This is a genomic window from Streptomyces glaucescens (genome assembly GCF_000761215.1).
In the GTDB taxonomy this organism is placed as follows: domain Bacteria; phylum Actinomycetota; class Actinomycetes; order Streptomycetales; family Streptomycetaceae; genus Streptomyces; species Streptomyces glaucescens_B.
On sequence record NZ_CP009438.1, the window covers coordinates 2529006 to 2547747 of the forward strand.

Consider the following 18742-nt stretch of genomic DNA (forward strand, 5'->3'; position numbering starts at 1 on the left):
CCGTCCTCCCGCGTTCCGTGCCCGCCGCCGGCCGGGGCCGTCCGTCCGGCGGGGTCAGTAGGCGACGGGCCACCCGCTGCTCCAGTTCAGGAGGTTGACGCCGAGCTTGGGGGTGCCGTTGTCGTTGCCGTCGTAGTAGTGGTAGACGATCAGGTCCCCGTCGACATCCTTCATGATCGACTGGCCGCCGGGGCCGATGACGCTGCCGTGCGATGCGAGGACGGGCGTCCCGCCGTTGTTCATCATCGAGACGCCGTTCCGGTCGCGGTACGGCCCGGTGACGCTGGTGGCCCGGCCGACCTTGACCTTGTACGTGGAGCCGGTGCCCGCGCAGCAGGTGTCGTACGAGGCGAAGAGGTAGTAGTAGCCGTTCCGCTTGACGATGAACGGCGCCTCGACGGCCTTCGTCCCGGTGGGGCGGGAGGCGAGGGAGTAGCGGGTGGTGTCGGTGGAGAGCTGCTTCCCGGTGCCGGGGTCGAGCTGGATCATCTTGACCCCGGTCCACCAGCTCCCGAAGGACAGCCACCACCTGCCGTCGCCGTCGACGAAGAGGTTGGGGTCGATGGCGTTGTAGTCGCTGGACGAGTTCGAGGTGTGGACGATGCCGCGGTCGGTCCAGCTTCCCGGCTGTCCCGTGCCGGAGGTGGCGAGGCCGATGGCGGAGGTGTTGGAGCCGAACTTCGAGACGGAGTAGTACATCAGGTACGTGCCGCCCTGGTACGAGATGTCCGGCGCCCAGGCCTCCGGCACCGAGGAGTACGCCGACCACCAGCCGGGGCGGGAGGAGAAGGCGTCCGCCCCTGCGCGGAAGGCGGTGCGGTCGGTGGAGGTCTTGTTCGCGATGCCGCCGCCGGTGGCGTACAGCAGGTACTGACCCGACGGTGTGCGGAGCATCGTCGGGTCGTGGACGACGGTGGATCCGGTGACGTGACCGGGGTTGGGGTACGCCGACGCCGTGGAGGGGACCAGGGCGAGGAGGGCGGCTGCGGGGAGGGCGAGGAGGGCGGCGCGGGTGCGGCTCATGTGGGGGTGCTCCCGTTCTCTTCTTCGATATCTCGAACATCGGTCGCCACTGCGAACGGGAACGTAGAATCGAACCGTTTCCGCGTCAACGGTTCACGCGGAATCCCCGCGCGGCAGGTCGACCTCCGCCCGCACGGTCTTGCCCGGCACCCGGTCCAGCACCTCCCACCGGTCGGCCAGCGCGTCGACGAGCAGCAGCCCCCGCCCGCTCTCGGCGAGGGGACGCGGCGGCCGTACGTCACCGGGTCCGGGCGGGCGGGACGCGGAGCGCGTGTCGGAGACCTCGATCCGGACGGCGCCGGGCACGAGCGAGAGCCGCAGCTCGAAGTCCCGGCCGGGGACCCGGCCGTGGGTTACGGCGTTGGCGGCGAGTTCCGCGACGAGGGCGGCGACGGTGTCCGAGGTGTCGGTCCCGGAGGGGATTCCCCACTCGGCGAGTCGACCCACGGCCAGGTGACGGGCCAGGCGGGCGCCGCGCGGAGTGGCACTCAACTGCTGGGTGAACATACGTACGGTAGTCGGCCGACGGGGGGTGGAGGGTGCGGTCATGGGGCCAATGTGGCCCCCGGGAAGCCCCGTTCACCAGGCATGCGCCGCGTACGCCGACGCAGCGTACGCGGTCACCTCCTGGACAGTACCGGTGACCCTCCGTGACCATGGGCGCGGGAGGTGTGGCCGATGGTGGTCGAGGTCGCGGTGGGGACGGGCGGGGAGCCCGAGTCGTCGGACAGCATGCGGACGTTCGGGGCGATGGTGCAAGCCCTGCGGGAGCATGCGGGGTTGAGCAGGGAGGAACTGGGCGAGCGGGTCGGCTACTCCAAACACACCGTGGCGTCGGTCGAGTTGGGCCGCCGGATGCCGGATGCCGTGTTCGTCGAGGGGGTGGAGGAGGCGACGGGGAACACGGGGGCGGTGCGGAGGGCAGCGGCGCATCTGGCTCGGCAGCCGGGGCTGGCGGCGTGGTTCCGGCAGTGGGCGCGGATGGAGCAGGTGGCGATCGCGCTGTACACGTACGAATGCCGCATGGTCCCAGGGTTGCTGCAGACCGAGTCCTACGCAAAGGCCATGGCCGTCGATCACGTGCCGCCGCTCGACGACACTCAGATCGATGAGCGATGGGCTGCCCGAGCCATGCGGCAGCAGTTGTTGCTGGACCGCCCGAACACTGCCTTCAGCTTCATCATCGAAGAGCACGCATTCCTGCGGCAAACAGGCGGCACGGCAGTGACCCGAGTGCTGATCGATCACATCTTGGAGATGGCAGAACTGCGGAACGTCGAGATTCAGATCATGCCCCTGGTTCAGGAATCCCACACTGGCCTGCAAGGCCCCTTCCAACTGCTGGAAACGCCACAGAACAAGTGGTACGCCTACACCGAAGGGCAGGAGAGCGGTCAGCTGATCACCGAGCGGAAAGTAGTCAGCGTGCTCCAAAGGCGTTATGCCAGGATGCGTTCACAGGCTCACACCATCCGTAACTCTGTGAGCCTGCTGCAGCGGATGCGAGGAGACCTATGAGCACGTCCGAACTGGCCTGGTTCAAGAGCAGCTACAGCGGCTCGCAAGGCGACGACTGCGTCGAGGTCGCCTTCGACTGGCGCAAGTCGAGCTACAGCAGCAGCGCGTCCGGCGACTGCGTCGAAGTCGCCCTCACCCCCGCCACCGTTCACGTGCGTGACTCCAAGGACCAGCACGGCCCCCGCCTCGCGCTCTCCCCCGCCGCCTGGGGCGGCTTCCTCCGGTCAGTCGCGGGCGCCCGCGGCGCGTAGCACCTCCGCCGTCTCGGTGTGACCTCCCGCCTCCGCCCAGGCCAGCGGGGTGAGGCCGGTGCCGCCGTCCTCCCGGAGGCCGGGATCGGCGCCGTGGGCGAGCAGGGCCCGGACCGTGTCCGTGTGCCCCCAGCAGGCCGCCCCGCACAGCGGGGTGCCTTCGCTGCCGTGGCCGCTCTCCGTGTCGGGGCCGGCGCCGGCCGCCAGCAGGGCGCGGACACCGGCGGTGTCGCCGTGCACCGACGCGGCGTACAGGGGCGTCGTACCGTCGGCGTCGGGGATCCGCGGGTCGACGCCCGCGCGCAACAGCGCCCTGACTTCGGCGTGCTCACCGAGCCACACGGCCCTCACGAGCCGCGCCGTCAGCTTCTTCCGGCGTCGTCTGTTCACGCGGTCATCAGAGCACAGCGCGACGACGCACTCCCCGCCATGTACAACGTATAGCGCACAGGGGGGCTTGCGGCAAGGCCCCCACCGTGCCGCACAATCGACGACTCAAGCCGTCTACCTGCGGAAATGGTGACTTCGCGACGTGCGTGCGTTCGACCTCCCCGCCCACCTGGCCGCCAAGGCCGACCCGACCCTGATCGCCGACGACGAGAAGCACTTCCTGGCCATCGCCGACGCCCTCGAAGAGAAGACCGCCGAACTGTCCGACCGCCTCGACGCCGAGCTGAGGGCGCCCGGCGGTGCCGGCCGGGCGGCGATGGACCGGGACGCCGAGGTCCACCGGCTGACCGGCCGGCTGCGCACCCTGCGCCGCTTCGGGCTGGACCTGTGCCTCGGCCGCATCGTCCGCGCCGACGCCCCCGAGCCCCTGTACATCGGGCGGCTCGGCCTCACCGACAGCGGCGGCCGGCGCCTCCTCGTCGACTGGCGCTCCCCCGCCGCCGAACCGTTCTTCGCGGCGACCCACGCCAAGCCGATGGGTCTGGCCAGCCGCCGCCGGTACCGCTGGACCGGCGGCCGGATCACCGACTACTGGGACGAGGTGTTCACCGCCGACGGACTCGACGGGCACGCCGCGCTCGACGACCAGTCCGCGTTCATCGCCAGCCTGGGCGGCGCCCGGTCGGCCCGGATGCGGGACGTCCTCGCCACCATCCAGGCCGACCAGGACGCCATCATCCGCGCCGGATCGCGCGGCGCGCTCGTCGTCGACGGCGGCCCGGGCACCGGCAAGACCGTCGTCGCCCTGCACCGCTCGGCGTACCTGCTCTACTCCGACCCCCGCCTCGCCCAGCGCCGCGGCGGTGTCCTGTTCGTCGGCCCGCACCGGCCGTACCTGGACTACGTCTCCGACGTACTGCCCAGCCTCGGTGAGGAGGGCGTGCGGACCTGTGTCCTGCGCGATCTCGTCGCCGAGGGCGAGCGGGCGGGGACCGAGGCCGACCCGGAGGTGGCCAGGCTCAAGTCCTCCGCGGAGCTGGTGAAGGCGGTCGAGAAGGCCGTCCGGTTCTACGAGGAGCCGCCCGCCGAGGCCATGACGGTCACCGTGGAGGGGGCCGACCTGACGCTGACGCCCGGCGACTGGGCCGAGGCGTTCGCGGCCCCGCCGCCCGGCACCCCGCACAACGAGGGACGCGACCTGGTCTGGGAGGAACTGGTCACCATCCTGTGGGACCAGTACGACGGTGACGCGTCGCAGGCCCTGTTCCGCAGGGCGCTGGCGCGCGACGGGGAACTGACCGGCACCCTGCGCCGCGCCTGGCCGCTGCTGGAGGCCGCCGACGTCGTCGGCGACCTCTGGTCGGTCCCCGCCTACCTGAGGATGTGCGCCCCCTGGCTGACCGGGGACGAGGTGCGCAGGCTTCAGCGCAAGGCGGCCCCGCACGCGTGGACGGTGTCCGACCTGCCGTTCCTCGACGCGGCCCGGCAGCGGCTCGGCGACCCGGAGGCCTCCCGGCGCAGGCGCCGGCACCGGGCCGCCGTCGCCGCCGAGCGCACCCGCATGGAGGCGGTCATCGACAACGTGCTCGCGGCCGACCACGACGGCGAGAGCGCGGTGACGATGCTGCACGGACGGGATCTGCGGGACAGCCTGGTCGACGAGGGCGCGCTGCCGGGCGCCGACCGCGACCCGCTGGCCGGCCCGTTCGCGCACGTCATCGTCGACGAGGCGCAGGAACTGACCGACGCGGAGTGGCAGATGCTGCTGCTGCGCTGCCCGTCCCGCAGCTTCACCGTAGTCGGTGACCGCGCCCAGGCCCGGCACGGGTTCACCGAGTCATGGCGGGAGCGGCTGGAGCGGGTCGGGCTGGACCGGATCGAGGTGGCCTCCCTGACCGTCAACTACCGCACCCCGGAGGAGGTCATGGCGGAGGCCGAGCCGGTGATCCGGGCGGCGCTGCCGGACGCCAACGTGCCGACGTCCATCCGCTCCGCCGGCCTCCCCGTCGTCCACGGCCCCGTCGCGGACCTGGACCGGGTCCTCGGCACCTGGCTGGCCGAGCAGTCCGACGGCATCGCCTGCGTCATCGGCGACCCCGCGTTCCGGCCGGCGTCGCCCCGCATCCGGTCGCTGACCCCCGAGCTGTCGAAGGGCCTCGAGTTCGACCTGGTCGTCCTGATCGACCCGGAGCGGTTCGGCGAGGGCGTCGAAGGGGCCGTCGACCGCTATGTGGCGATGACCCGGGCGACCCGCCGGCTCGTCGTCCTGCGCGGCTCCCGGCCCCACCGGGCGGCGTGACGCAACCGGCGGGCCTCTGCCGGACGTCCCCCGATAGGGTCCGTCGGGACCGAACGGCGCACAGGACGGCCGGGCTTCCGCACGGTGCCCGCGAACACGGGGAACGACAGGCATGGGTTACACGATTCCGGGCTGGCTCGACGAGGTCCTGGACTTCATCGGCATCAACTTCCCGAACGTGGACGAGGACGACTACCGCGAGATGGCCGAGGCCCTGCGGGAGTTCGCGGACAAGTTCGAGGGCCACGGCGGAGACGCGCACAAGGCGTTCTCCCGGATCCTCTCCTCGTCCGAGGGCTGGGCCGTCGACGCCATGGAGAAGCACTGGAACCAGGTCAAGGGCAGCCACCTGGAGAAACTGCCCGAGATCGCCCGGCTGTTCGCGGACGCCTGCGACACGCTCGCCGACATCGTCTTCGGGATGAAGCGCAAGGCCGAGATCGAACTGGGCGTGATGGCGGCCTCGGTCGGCATCTCGGCCGGTCTCGCCGTGGTCACCGGCGGGCTGTCCGCGCTGATCGGCGCGGCCGAGGTCGCGGCGATGCGGCAGGTGGTCAAGCGGATCATCGACGAGGCCGTGGAGCGGATCGTCGACGAGGTGCTCGCCAAGCTCACCGAGCCGGTCAACGCCAAACTGGAGGCGATGGTCGAGGACATGGTCCTCGACCTGGCCGAGGGCGCCTTCTCGATGCCGCCCGCGGACGGCGGCGACGGCCACGGCGGGCACGGCGGCAAGGGCGGGATGCAGCTCGCCTCGGCGGGCGGCGGGGACGGCGGGGGCGGTGGCCCGCAGAAGCGCACCCGCATCGACCACTTCGAGTTCGAGAGCGGCGCAGGGAAGGTGTCGGGGCACGGCGGCGAACTGCGCCTGGCCGCATCCTCGCCGCTGAGCCGGGCCCGCACCGCGTTCGGCCGCAGCAAGGGCCGCGACCCGTTCACGGAGGCCTTCGACAGCGTGCTGCACGGCGCGCTCAAGGGCACCGACAAGGCCATGGACAAGGTCGCCAAGCACATCGCGGAGACCGTCCCGGCCCGCGTGAAGGCCGCCTCCACGCTGCACAAGGGCAACGACCTGGACATCGGCGACCGGGCCAAGGGGGTCGACGTCGGCAAGCACGGCGACGGCCGGGACGGCGGCGACGGGGCCGGTCCGGGCACCCGGCCCAGGACCGGCGCGGACGCCCGCCGCGACCCGGACCTGCCCGAACGCTCCCGGCAGGCCCGCGCGCTGGCGGACCGGGAGACCTGCGGCGACCCCATCGACATGGCCACCGGCCAGATGGTCATGGCGCAGACCGACGTCGACCTGCCCGGCGTCCTGCCGCTCGCCCTGCGCCGCACCCACCTCACCGGCTACGCCCACGGCAACGCCTTCGGCCCGTCCTGGGCGTCCACGCTCGACGAGCGGCTGGAGAGGGACCCGAGGGCCGGCGGCGTGTGGTGGCGCCGCGAGGACGGCTCCAGCCTGTACTACCCGCGCACCCCGGACATCGTCGGCGACCGCGTCGACCCGGTGGCGGGCGAGCGCCTGCCGCTGACGTACGTCTCGCACGGCAGCTCGTACGTCCTCGTGGTGCAGGACCCGGCCACCGGCCTGACCCGCTCCTTCGAGCCGGCCGCGGCCGCCGAGGGCGTCTGGTGGCTGGCCCACGTCGAGGACCGCAACCGCAACCACCTCTCCTTCGAACGGGACGCGAACGGCCGCCCGACCGAGATCGCCCACTCCGGCGGCTACCGGCTCACACCGGTCTGCGACGCGGGCACCGGCCGGGTGACGTCCCTGCACGCCCTCACCGAGGACGGCCCGCTGCGGCTGCGCGCCTACCGCTACGACGAGAGCGGCGACCTGGTGGAGGTCGTCAACGCCGTCGACGCCGCCACCCGCTACACCTACGACGCCGCGCACCGCGTCACCGGCTGGCACGACAGCAACGGCACCACCTTCGCGTACACCTACGACGAGCACGGCCGGGTCACCGCCACCCGCGGCAGCGACGGCATCCTCGACTCCCGCATCTCCTACGCGGGGCCGGACCCCGACGGCACCACCACCGTCACCTACACCGACTCCCTCGGCCACGCCACCGTCTACCGCGCCAACCCGCTCGGCCAGGTCGTCGCCGTCACCGACCCGCTCGGCCACACGACCACCCAGACCTGGGACCTGCGCGACCGGCTGCTCAGCCGCACCGACCCGACCGGCCACCGCGTCGTGCACCGGTACGACGACGCCGGGCACCTCGTCGCCGTGGTGCGCCCCGACGGCACCGAGACCACCGCCGAGTACGGCGCCTTCCCCCAGCCGGTCGCCATCCGCACCCCCGACGGCAACGTCACCCGGTACACGTACGACAGCCGCGGCAACCGCACGTCCGTCACCACCCCCGCCGGCCACACCACCCGCTTCGGCTACGACGAGGCCGGCCGCCTCACCTCGGTCACCGACCCGCTCGGCAACGTCACCACGGTCCGCTGCAACCCGGCCGGCCTGCCCCAGGAGATCACCGACCCGCTCGGCGCGGTCACCCGCCAGACCCACGACGCCCTCGGCCGGCCCGTCACCCGCACCGACCCCACCGGCGCCACCACCCGGATGGAATGGACGCCCGAGAACCGGCTCGCCCGGCGCACCCTGCCCGACGGCACCCGGGAGTCCTGGACCTACGACGGCGAGGGCAACTGCACCACCCACACCGACCCGCTCGGCGGCGAGACCCGCTTCGAGTACACCCACTTCGACCTGCTCACCGCCCGCACCACGCCCGACGGCGTGCGCTACGAGTTCGCCCACGACACCGAGCTGCGCCTCACCGAGGTCACCAACCCGCAGGGCCTGACCTGGACCTACACCCATGACGCGGCGGGCCGGCTGACCGCCGAGACCGACTTCGACGACCGGACGCTGACCTACCGGCACGACGCCGCGGGCCGCCTCACCGCCCGCACCAACGCCCTCGGCGAGACCACCCTCTTCGAGCGCAACGCCCTCGGGCAGATCCTCCGCAAGGACGCCGCCGGGCGGATCACCACCTTCACCTACGACGTGCTCGGCCGGCTCGCCGGGGCCACCGGCCCGGACGGCAGCCGGGTGACCGTCGACCGCGACCGGTACGGCCTCGTCCGCTCCGAGACCGTCGACGGCCGCACCCTCACCTACGCCTACGACGAGCTGGGGCGCCGCAACGGGCGCACCACGCCCACCGGCGCGACGACCACCTGGTCGTACGACGCGGCGGGCCGCCGCACCAGCCTGCTGGCCTCCGGCCGCCCCGTCGACATCGCCTACGACGCCTCGGGCCGCGAACTCAGCCGGCGCGTCGGCGACTTCCTCACCCTGGAGAACGCCTACGACCCGCTGGGCCGGCTCGCCGCCCAGACGGCCACGGCCGCGGACGGGCGCACCCTCCAGCGCCGCGCCTACACCTACCGCGCCGACGGCCACCTCGCCGCCCTCGACGACCGGATCGACGGCCCGCGCGCCTTCGACCTCGACCCGGCCGGCCGCGTCACCGCCGTCCGCGCCGAGGGCTGGAGCGAGAGCTACGCCTACGACGAGGCCGGCAACCAGACGCGCGCCGACTGGCCCGCCGCCCACCCCGGCCAGGAGGCCACCGGTGAGCGCGCCTACGACGGCACCCGCATCACCCGCGCCGGGAACGTCCGCTACGAACACGACGCGCTGGGCCGCGTCACGCTGCGCCGGAAGACCCGGCTGTCCCGCAAGCCGGACACCTGGCGCTACGAGTGGGACACCGAGGACCGGCTCACCCGGGTGACCACGCCGGACGGCACCGTCTGGCGCTACACCTACGACCCCCTCGGCCGCCGCACCGCCAAGCTGCGCCTCGCAGCCGACGGCGAGACGGTCGTCGAGCGCGTCGACTTCACCTGGGACGGCACCAGGCTGTGCGAGCAGACCACCTGGTCAGCGGACCTGCCGAACCCGGTCACCCTCACCTGGGACCACCAGGGCCTGCACCCCGTCGCGCAGACCGAGCGGATCACCGCGGCGGACGCCCCGCAGGAGGAGATCGACTCCCGCTTCTTCGCGATCGTCACCGACCTCGTCGGCTCCCCCCGCGAACTGGTCGACGAGCACGGCGACGTCGCCTGGCGCACCCGCACCACCCTGTGGGGCACCACGACGTGGAACAAGGACGCCACCGCCTACACCCCGCTCCGCTTCCCCGGCCAGTACAGCGACCCCGAGACGGGCCTCCACTACAACTGCTACCGCCACTACGACCCCGAGACCGCCCGCTACCTCACCCCCGACCCCCTGGGCCTGGCACCCGCGCCGAACCCGGCTGCGTACGTGCACAACCCGCACACGTGGCTGGACCCGCTGGGGCTCGCCGCCTGCGAGAAGGACACCATCACGGTCTACCGCAAGCAGACCGACCACCCGCTGAGCCAGCGCGTCCACATCGGCGAGAACGGGGAGGTGAGCATCACCGGCAAGGGCAAGCTCTACCTGAACATGAGCGACGACATAAGCCACACGATCGAATTCCGGGGCGACAGCGGGCAGATCGTGTCGTTCGACGTGCCCAGGGAATACCGGGACGCGATCCGGGATGCCGCGCTGCCCCAGAACAAGGACGACCATCCCGACGGTGACGCCTTCACCCGGCAGGAATGGAAGCAGCTCCTCCAGGAATACCCGGAGATCTCGGACCCGACCAAGGGACCGGACCTCTACGGAATTCCCGCGAAGCTCCTCGACGGACTCCGGGGAGCGGTCATCCCCAACTCCGGGCACGTGGTACGGGAAGGATAGGATCGGCCAATGATCCACAGCGAGGAGAGCGTCGCCGCCGAACTGGATCGCGTGGCGCAGCGCCCGCCGGCCGGCACGGCACCGCCGGTGCTGGCCGCGTTCACCGCCGAGGTCGCCGCCGGCTCCGCCGAGGAGTACGCCCAGCGGGTACGGCACGTGCTGACGGCCGCGCTGCGGCTGGCCCGCACCGCGGAGTTCGACGACACGGACCTGCCCGTGGACGACTTCCCTGACTGGTTCACGGCCGTGTGCGCGCGGGACGGCGAGGCCACGGAGACATTCGCCGGGGACGGCCGCACGGCGTACCGGAACGCGAGCGGCGGAAATACCTGGTCCTTGCAGAACTGGATCTACCGATTCGACCCGGACGACGATTCCCGCGGCTGGGAACTCTGGGACGTCGTCCCGGTCGGCCCGTCCCGGGTCCGGGTCTGGGTCGACAGCTGGGGCGAGTCCTTCTTCGGGTCCCTGGAATTGCTGTGGCTGCTGTACACGGCCGGTGCCGCGCACGTCGAGGGGCCGGAGGTCCACCGGGCGAGCGCCTGGGTGTCCGAGGTGCACGGCCGGTGACGGAGACGGAGCACGTGCGCCTGGTGCGCGCGGCCTACACGGACTCCGTGATCACGGTCTACCAGGCGTACCCGCCGGAGATCGCCGGACCGGCGCTGCGCGCGGGCACGTTCGTGGCACCGTTCAGGCGCGAGCGGATGACGTGGATCAAGCCGTCGTTCCTGTGGATGATGTACCGCTGCGGCTGGGCCCAGAAGCCCGGTCAGGAGCGCGTCCTGCGCATCGACATCGACCGCGCGGGCTTCGAGTGGGCGCTCGCGCACTCGGCCCTCAGCCACTTCCAGTCCGGTGTGCACACCGACCGGGACGAGTGGCGGGCCCAGGTCGCGGAGTGCCCCGTGCGCGTGCAGTGGGACCCGGACCGGTCGGTCCGTCTGGAACCGCAGCCCTGGCGGGCGATCCAGGTGGGCCTGTCCGGTGAGGCCGTGACCCGCTACGTCGACGACTGGATCACCGGCCTGACGGACGTCACGGACCTGGCCCGCTCCGTGCACTCGGCGGTCCTGGCCGGGAAGATCGAGGACGCGCTGGCCCTCCTCCCCGCCGAACGCCCCTACCCGCTCCCCGAGCCGCTGCGCCGCCGGCTGGGCGCGGACGGCTGACGAGGTGGCGTCCAGCCACACGTACCGCGTGCGCCTCGGTCCCTGGGGGCTCGTCGCCCGCATCGGTCTCGACGTCGGGCAGGCGGAGGCACCGCCGCCCGACGCGCGCGTGACCGGCGACCCGCCGGTCTGGTGGGTGCCGCCGCCGGGGATCGTCCCGGCGGACGAGGAGTGGATGCGGTTCGGCCTCGGCCTGGTCGCCGGCCGGCTGGACGCCCTCCGGTCCGGGGCCGGTGTCGTCGTCGTACGGGTGCTGGACTGGGAGGTGCCGATGCTGACGGACCACCAGGAGGAGGTGGCCGCCGCGGCCGTGATCGAGTGCCTGCGGCGGCACCACGGCATCGACGGCGTCGGCATCGGCGTCACCTTCGACCGGGAGCGCAACCGCTACGAGTTCACCTGGGACGCGTCGTCGCGGCCGGTGGGTCGTGGCGGTGCGTCCGGTGGCGCCTGACGGGGGTGGGTGGGGCGGTCCGGTGCCCGGTGAACGGCCGGGTGCCGGACCGCCCCTCTTGCCGGCCTACGGCGTGGCCAGGGGCCTCGCCCAGGTGGACAGGTCGTCCACGGAGTCGCCGCTCACGCTCGCCGAGTACGTGTGCGAACCGGCCCGGACGTCGAGGACGAGCTGCCTGGACAGCAGCGCCCGGCGCCGCGTCACCCGGGCGTCACCGGTGAACGCCTTGCGCACCAGCTCCGCCACGTCCTCCGTGCGCACGTCCTCGAACGTGAACTCGTCCAGCATGAGCCGTGCGCTCCCGGGGTGGTTGCGGGCGCCCATGACGAGGACGTACACGTCGTGACCGCGGACGTCACCGTCCCAGTCCGCCACCCAGGCGTCCCCTTCCCACCGCTCGCGCGGCGCGGGGTCCGCCACGTCCAGCGACCGGAGCGCCGCCTCCAGTTCCGCCGACGCGGGCGGCCGGGGAGCAGTCTCCGCCATGTCTACAACCACCTTCCGACTCGCAGGTCCCAGTGTCTCCCCCTGCCGAACTTGACGCGGAACACGGTCCTGGCCTTCTTGATGCCGAGGGTTTTCTTGAACCCGACGGCACTCCAGCCCATCCCCCAGTTGCGCCGGTTCAGGTAGCCCTGCCGGCCGCGGTGCTTGTCACCGAAGAACCTGCTGCGCTCGCCGAAGTACCGGTTGTTGTTCCAGCGGGCGCCGCGGGCGCGGTACTGGTAGACCGCCTTCACGTATTTCTTCTTCTTCTTGTACGCCTTGTAGGCGCGGTAGCCGGTCCTCGCGGCCCGGTACACCTTGCGGCAGTGCTTGTAGCAGGTCCACGCCGCTCGTACGCCCCAGACCACCAGGGGCACCCACCGGCCGCTGAGGTCGAACTTGTTGACCGGGTCGGCGTAGGTGTACTCGTACGCGTTGGCGCTGCCCCCGTAGACCGGGTCCAGGGACAGGAACCGGCCGGTGGCGGGGTTGTAGAGCCGGACGCCCATGAGGGTCAGGCCGGTGAGCGTCTCGGTGGAGCGCTGCTTGGCGCCGAGCCAGTTGTAGCGGGTGGCGTGCTGGCCGGGACGCGGATTGCCGTACTCGTCGGCGTCCAGCGCCGTGGGTGCCTGGGCGGGGTCCAGCGGAAGCTGGAGCGCCACGTCACCGTGGACGGTGGTGAGCTGGAGGACGGTGTCGCCGGTCTTGCCGGTGGTGGCGGCGAGGTCCCCGGAGACCGAGTCGACGTTGCGCGTCAGGGCTCCGGTGGCGGTGTCCTCGACGATCCAGCGGGGGTTGTCGCTGTCGCCGTCGTAGTGGTTGAGCTTGGACTGCGCCGGCGTCCAGCTCGTGCCGCTGCCGGTCTCCACCGTCCAGGAGCGGAAGCGCAGGGCCGGGTCGAGCTGCCAGGTCTGGCGCTTGCCGTCCGCGGTCTGCCGGTGGACCAGGTCGTTGGCGTAGTACTCCAGTGTGCTGCCCGGCAGCGCGGTGGTGCGGCCGAAGGCGTCGTAGACGTAGCCCGTGTCGACGAGCCGGTCGGCGCTGTCGTAGGTGTGGGTGGTGGTGGTCGCTCCCGTGGAGGTGCAGGCGGCGCCGGGCGCGGCGGTCGCGGTGGACAGGGCGGTGCGGTTGCTGCGCTGGTCGAAGGTGTAGCTGCGCCGGGTGCAGACCTCGCCGACGGTGTCGTCGACGTCGGTCAGCCGTCCGGCCCGGTCGTAGGTGTACTTCTGCGCCGACCAGCCCTGGTGGCGGGTGACCTGGCCGTGGACGGACTCGGCGACCGTGTCGGTGAAGACGCTGACGCCGTCGCTGTCGCGGGTGTAGGCGCGCGAGACCGGGGCGCCCGTCGTGTCCTCGGTGACGGTCAGGGTGTAGCCGCCGGGCAGCTTCTCGGTGGCGACCGAGCCGTCCGCGTCGTACGTGGCGGAGAAGGCGCCCGCGACGGAGTCGGTGATCCGGGTCGCCAGGCCGCGGGGCTCGGCGGTGTGGTCGTAGGTGTAGGTGACGGTGGAGGGTGCGGTGTCGGTGACCTTGACCGGGCGGTCGAGCAGGTCGTACTCCGTGGTGGTCCGGCCGCCGTCGGCGTCCGTGTAGGAGATGAGCCGGCCCAGCTTGTCGTAGACCTTGGTGATCGTGCCGGCCGTCGGGGAGGTGATCCTGGTGACGTCGCCGGTGACCGGGTCGTACTCGGTGGTCGTCACGGGGACGGGCTGACCGGCGTCGCTGGTGACCGTGACGGTGGTGGGGCGGCCGGCGCCGTCGTACTGGGTGGTGACGGTACGGGTCTTGCCGTTGGCGGTCTCGACGGTCTTCGTCGTCTCGCCGTAGTAGCCGTACTCGGTGGTGGTGCCGGGCAGCGCGGCCGGGTTGCCGCCGCCTCCCGTGATGGCGCCCGCCGGGCCGGTCCAGCAGGGCAGGTCGGCCCACTCCGGGCGGCCCTTGCACGGGCCGGTGCCGTCGGCGGACCAGTACGTGGTGATCCGGGTGGCCGCGTCCGTGCCGGTGGCGCCGGGCAGGGTCTGGGAGACCACCCGGCCCTGGGCGTCGTAGCTGCTGGAACTGGTCAGGTTCAGCCCGCCGGAGTCCTGGATCGTGAGGGTGGGCAGGCCCTTGGCCCAGTCGTACTGGGTCTCCGTGACCCGCTTGTCGCCCATGACCGAGTGGTAGTCACGGACCCGGGCACCCGTGATCTCCAGGGTGACCTGGTCCTTGACGGTGGCGGTGCCGTCGGTGGGTCGGCCCTCGTCGTACTCCTTGACCGTCCACGACCGGGCCGGCACCGATGTGCCCGCCTGGACCAGGACCGTGGTGCCGTCCTTGAGGTCCTCGGCCAGGTCCACCCGGCGCAGCGGTCCGAACTCCTCCTGTTCGCGGACGCCGCCGTCGTCGTAGAGCGTGGTGGTCGACAGCAGGTGGGCGCGCTCGGCCGGGGAGCGGGAGACGATGCCCAGGTCCGTCAGGGTGTCGCGGTGCGCGTCCGAGCCGCCGAGGGCCAGCTCACGGTTGGCGGCGGTGAGTTCCCGGACGACGTTGCCGAAGCGGTCGTGCTCGGTGGTGCTGATGTGCCCGCCCGGCTCGGCGGTGTTGACCTCGCGGCCGGAGGCGTTCAGGTAGTGCACGGTGGCCCGGGTGTAGTCGGACCGTGTCAGGGCCGCGCCGTCGTGGGAGGACGGCACCGAGTCCGCGGGGAGGACGGCGGTCGCGTCCGAGGGGGTGTCGAGCTGGCCCCAGCCGGCCGTGGCCGCGGCGCCCATGGCGTACGGCGCCCGGTCGCCGGTCAGCGGCACGCCGTAGACCAGGCTGGTGGTCGCGGTGGACTCGACGGTGTCGGCCGTGCCCTGCCGGAGGGCGGGCCGGGAGACCTTGAGCAGCATGCCCGCTCCCGGGGCCGGGCCGGTGCCGGGGTTGCCGTAGGTGAAGGTGTACGGCAGCTCTCCGGCCTCCTCCAGCCAGGTGACGCGGCCTTCGTGGTAGGCGTACTGCGTCTCGGACTGCTGCCCGATCCGCGGGTCCCAGAACTGGCGGAGCCGGCCCTGCGCGTCGTAGCGGTAGGCGGCGACGGCGGTCGGGGTGGCGGCGCTCGCCCCGGGCTCGGTCGCCCACAGCCGGATCTGCTTCACCTGCCCGGCGACATCGCCGAACTGGGCGTCGGTCTCGGTGCCGGTGGCCGTGGTGGCCGTGGCGTAGACGAACTCCAGGACCCGGCAGCCCTTGGTGGACGGGTCGGCCTCACAGGCGGCCGCGGTGACCGCCGAGGTCGGGGCGATGATCCGCTTGGGGCGGGCGAGGGTCCTGCCGTCCACGGTCACCGTCTCCGAGACGGTCCTCGTCGTGGTGTTGGCCAGGCCGTCCTGGAGGGTGCTGGAGACCTGCCAGGTGGTCGCGTTCGCGGCGGGCTTGGTGAAGGTGGTGACGACACCGTCGGGGTCGGACAGGGTGAAGGAGCCCGTCGTGCTGCCCTTCAGGGTCAGGTCCTCGGCGCCCGGCTCGCCCACCCAGGCGGTCTTCGCGGCGTTGGCCGTGAAGTGGATCGCGTCGCCTTCCTCCATCACCACGTCGACGGCGGTGTCGGAGACCTTGCGGATGTGGTTGTAGTCGCTCTCGGTGTCCTCGGCGACCGTTCCGGCCACCCACTCCTTGCCGAAGATCGCGGCTTGCCCCTCCTGCCGGGCGCCCTGGTCCGGGCTGCGGGAGGAGGCGGTACGGGTGACCGTCATGCCGAAGAGCGACACGTCGTCCTCGGACAGGGTGTAGTCACCGGTGAGCAGGTTCACCGAGCCGGGCCCGACCTCGGTGCCGGCGGCTCCGTCGGCGTTGCGGTCCACGACGACACTGAGCGGCGGGGTGCTGCCGGCGGCCGCGTTCGGCCCGGTGAAGTCCGCCTTGATCTGGACCGTGCCGTCGGGGTCGACGGTCTGGGTGGCGTTCCACACGAGCGGCGCGTTCTTCCCGCCGGCCAGCGGTACCGGCCACGCGGTGAGCGGTACACCGCCCGAGGTGACGTCACCGGCGGGGATCCTCGTCCAGCCGTCGGCCTCGGAGCGGCGCCAGGAGAAGGACACACTGTCGTACCTGCCGGCGTCCGCCTCCGCGACCAGCGGCAGCCGGCGCGCGGTGCGCTCGCCCCCGGACGGCTGGAGGAAGCCGCCGGAACCGGCGTGGAACGTGTACTCCAGCGCCTCCGACTTGTTGTCCGCCTTGTCCACCGAGCGCACCTGAAGGGTGTGGGTGCCGTTCCTCGGCGGGGTGACGCTGATGTTCTGCGGGGTGCTCGCGCCGCCCGTGGTGACCTTCGTCCATGTCACGCCGTCCAGCGACCACTCCAGCCAGTTGTGGTCCGCGGCGGGCGGTGTGACGGTGAAGACGCCGGGCTGGCCCTCGCCCTTGACCCACTGGCCCGACGGGTAGTCCGTGGACGTGATCTTCGTCGGCGCGGAGGGCGCCGAGGTGTCCACGGTGAAGGTCCGCCAGGCCGACCAGCCGGTGTTGTAGTGCGTGCCGTCGTACGGCGAGGTACGGAACTTGTACGTCCTGCCGTTGCTGAGCACACCCGCCGGCACGGTCACCGAGGCGGCCGAGCCGGACGCCACGTACGGGGAGACGATGACGTTGCCGACCTGCGTGTTGGTGGCGCTGTCGTAGATCTGGAAGGTGCCGTTGACCTTGTCGCCGTCGGCGTCGACGAACGTGTCCCGCAGGGTGGGGGTGGTGGTGTTCACCTGGTAGGCGCCGCCGTAGGAGAAGAACGGCGGACCGGCCTCCTGCCGGGTGCCCGTCTTGGGACGGAAGTTGTAGTTCACCACCAGCTTCGGCGGGTTGGCCGCCGCGTTCGCCGAGTTGACGCGCTTCCACTGGGCGACGACCGACTCGTCCGAGGCGCGCAGGCCCATGTGGCCGCGGGTGGCCTTGGCCGACGCCCACTCCTGGGCGAGGGTGGTGACGTCGGCGTTGATCCAGCCGTCGGGCTGGGTGGCGCAGCCGGCGTTGCCGCGGGTCTCGGTGGACGTCGCCTTCTTCGCCGTCATCGCCGGCCGGTTCGTCCACCGGCTGGAGGTGGACGCCGCGCCGGAGGCCCAGACCTCCCAGGGGTGGAGCTTGCAGTCGGTGTTGCCCGAGTGGAAGTTCCACAGGCTGAGCTTGGCGCTGGAGACCAGTGCGTCCTGGATCGGGGTGGTGTTCCAGGTGATGAAGGACTGGGCGGTGCGCGGGGTGCCGTCGGCGTTCTTGGTGCCCGGGTTGCCGAAGTCGAGTTCGACGTCCCCGGACCAGTCGACGGTCTCGCCCTGCTGCACGTAGGTGTCGAAGACGCTGGACAGGGACGACGTGGACGGGTCGACGGTCACCGGGTACTTGGTGTCCGGGTCGGCGAGGAACTCCGGGTCGGGACTGACGACCAGATCGACGCCGTCCTTCGTCCGGACGACCCTCATGTCGACCCTGGCCCGGTTGACGTGCTCGCCGGAGCGTTCGTCGACCGTGGAGTCCCACATGACCGGTGCGGGCATCACGGCCCGCTTCCTGTTCTTCCGGTCGGTGAAGAGGACACTGCCGTCCCCGAGCTGCTTCGCCTTCAGCCCCTTGGCCTTCAGCGGCAGCGTGTAGGTGTAGTCGGCGGTCGTCGGCCGCCGCTTGATCTCGACGTACTGCTCGAAGCCGGTGCGGGTGGCCTCCACGATGACGTCGGCGCCGGGCACCGCGTCGGCGTACTCCGCGCGGGGGCCCTTCAGCGTCGGCTTCGGCAGGCCGCCCTTCCACTGGAGGGTGATGCGCTGGTCGCCCTCGCCCAGGGTCACGAGGTCGACGGCCGCGGTCCGCTGAGCCGCCTTCAGCGACGCGGCGGGCCTGCCGGTCCGGCCCGCGAGCCTGAGCCGGCCGGGGTGGGCCACGGGTGCGACCCCGTCGCCCGACTCGCGCAGGTCCACATCGACGTCGGTCCAGTCGCCGTCGCGCTGGAAACGGACCGGACCGGCGGACAGTTCGGTCGTCAGACTGCCGTCCTGGTTCACCCAGGTCGTCGAGGTCTCCGTGCGCTCGGACAGGGCCTCCACCCGGTGACCCGACAGCCTGGCGGCCACCTTGGCCGACGGGATGTCGGCCGCCGTGGTCACGGAGCCGGCCTTCGGCTCCTGGGCCGGGGTCTCGGGCGGCGCGGCCGCGGCCACGCCCTCCATGAGGGAGACCGACATGATGACGGCGAGCCCGCCGGCGATCCAGCGCAGGCTTCTGCTGCGCTCGCCCCAGATCCATCCCCGCTCCTCGGGGGACGGAAGAGTGTCTACAGATCTCACGAATCGCTACCTTCACGACACGGTAAGGAGTGTGATCATTCGGAGAAGGTAGTGAAGGACGCAAGATCGCGAAGGCGTTCGA

Annotated in this window: 12 protein-coding genes; 7 read left to right on the forward strand and 5 right to left on the reverse strand. The window is 72.0% G+C overall.

Annotated elements, in window-relative coordinates:
• Positions 1-54: 54 nt before the first annotated feature.
• Positions 55-1023 (reverse strand): arabinan endo-1,5-alpha-L-arabinosidase, encoded by a 969-nt coding sequence (locus tag SGLAU_RS10925; protein ID WP_043500601.1) that lies wholly within the window; start codon positions 1021-1023, stop codon positions 55-57.
• Positions 1024-1116: 93 nt separating this feature from the next.
• Positions 1117-1572: an ATP-binding protein gene (locus tag SGLAU_RS10930; RefSeq protein ID WP_043500604.1), complete on the reverse strand. Its 456-nt coding sequence runs from the start codon at positions 1570-1572 to the stop codon at positions 1117-1119.
• A gap of 129 nt (positions 1573-1701) precedes the next feature.
• Here SGLAU_RS10930 and SGLAU_RS10935 point away from each other — a divergent pair, with 129 nt between their 5' ends.
• Positions 1702-2541 (forward strand): helix-turn-helix domain-containing protein, encoded by an 840-nt coding sequence (locus SGLAU_RS10935; protein ID WP_043500605.1) that lies wholly within the window; start codon positions 1702-1704, stop codon positions 2539-2541.
• Complete coding sequence (locus SGLAU_RS10940; protein WP_043500606.1) at positions 2538-2792, forward strand: DUF397 domain-containing protein; 255 nt, start codon at positions 2538-2540, stop codon at positions 2790-2792. The genes SGLAU_RS10935 and SGLAU_RS10940 overlap by 4 nt, the downstream gene beginning before the upstream one ends.
• On the opposite strand, the gene SGLAU_RS10945 is transcribed toward SGLAU_RS10940, so the two are convergent.
• Complete coding sequence (locus SGLAU_RS10945) at positions 2766-3182, reverse strand: ankyrin repeat domain-containing protein (RefSeq protein WP_043500609.1); 417 nt, start codon at positions 3180-3182, stop codon at positions 2766-2768. The two genes, SGLAU_RS10940 and SGLAU_RS10945, sit on opposite strands and share 27 nt — an antisense overlap.
• Before the next feature lie 142 nt (positions 3183-3324).
• On the opposite strand from SGLAU_RS10945, the gene helR reads away from it, so the two are divergent.
• The 5 genes from helR to SGLAU_RS10970 all read left to right on the forward strand — a co-directional run bounded on the left by helR (position 3325) and on the right by SGLAU_RS10970 (position 11887).
• The gene (helR, locus tag SGLAU_RS10950; protein WP_043500610.1) at positions 3325-5481 is read left to right on the forward strand and encodes an RNA polymerase recycling motor ATPase HelR; all 2157 of its coding nucleotides are present in this window, start codon (positions 3325-3327) and stop codon (positions 5479-5481) included.
• A gap of 112 nt (positions 5482-5593) precedes the next feature.
• Positions 5594-10261, forward strand: a complete 4668-nt coding sequence (locus SGLAU_RS36685) for an RHS repeat-associated core domain-containing protein (RefSeq protein ID WP_043500612.1) — start codon at positions 5594-5596, stop codon at positions 10259-10261.
• Between the two features lie 9 nt (positions 10262-10270).
• The gene (locus SGLAU_RS10960) at positions 10271-10831 is read left to right on the forward strand and encodes a hypothetical protein (protein ID WP_043500614.1); all 561 of its coding nucleotides are present in this window, start codon (positions 10271-10273) and stop codon (positions 10829-10831) included.
• Positions 10828-11433 carry a DUF4291 domain-containing protein gene (locus tag SGLAU_RS10965; RefSeq protein ID WP_043500615.1) on the forward strand — a complete coding sequence of 202 codons (606 nt, stop codon included), beginning with the start codon at positions 10828-10830 and terminating at the stop codon, positions 11431-11433. The genes SGLAU_RS10960 and SGLAU_RS10965 overlap by 4 nt, the downstream gene beginning before the upstream one ends.
• Before the next feature lie 28 nt (positions 11434-11461).
• Positions 11462-11887 carry a hypothetical protein gene (locus SGLAU_RS10970; RefSeq protein ID WP_159072774.1) on the forward strand — a complete coding sequence of 142 codons (426 nt, stop codon included), beginning with the start codon at positions 11462-11464 and terminating at the stop codon, positions 11885-11887.
• Between the two features lie 66 nt (positions 11888-11953).
• Here SGLAU_RS10970 and SGLAU_RS10975 read toward each other — a convergent pair whose 3' ends face one another.
• Together SGLAU_RS10975 and SGLAU_RS10980 are read right to left on the reverse strand one after the other, a co-directional pair.
• Positions 11954-12373 (reverse strand): hypothetical protein, encoded by a 420-nt coding sequence (locus SGLAU_RS10975; protein WP_043500619.1) that lies wholly within the window; start codon positions 12371-12373, stop codon positions 11954-11956.
• Between the two features lie 2 nt (positions 12374-12375).
• Positions 12376-18558 (reverse strand): DNRLRE domain-containing protein, encoded by a 6183-nt coding sequence (locus SGLAU_RS10980; protein WP_078957674.1) that lies wholly within the window; start codon positions 18556-18558, stop codon positions 12376-12378.
• Positions 18559-18742: the final 184 nt, after the last annotated feature.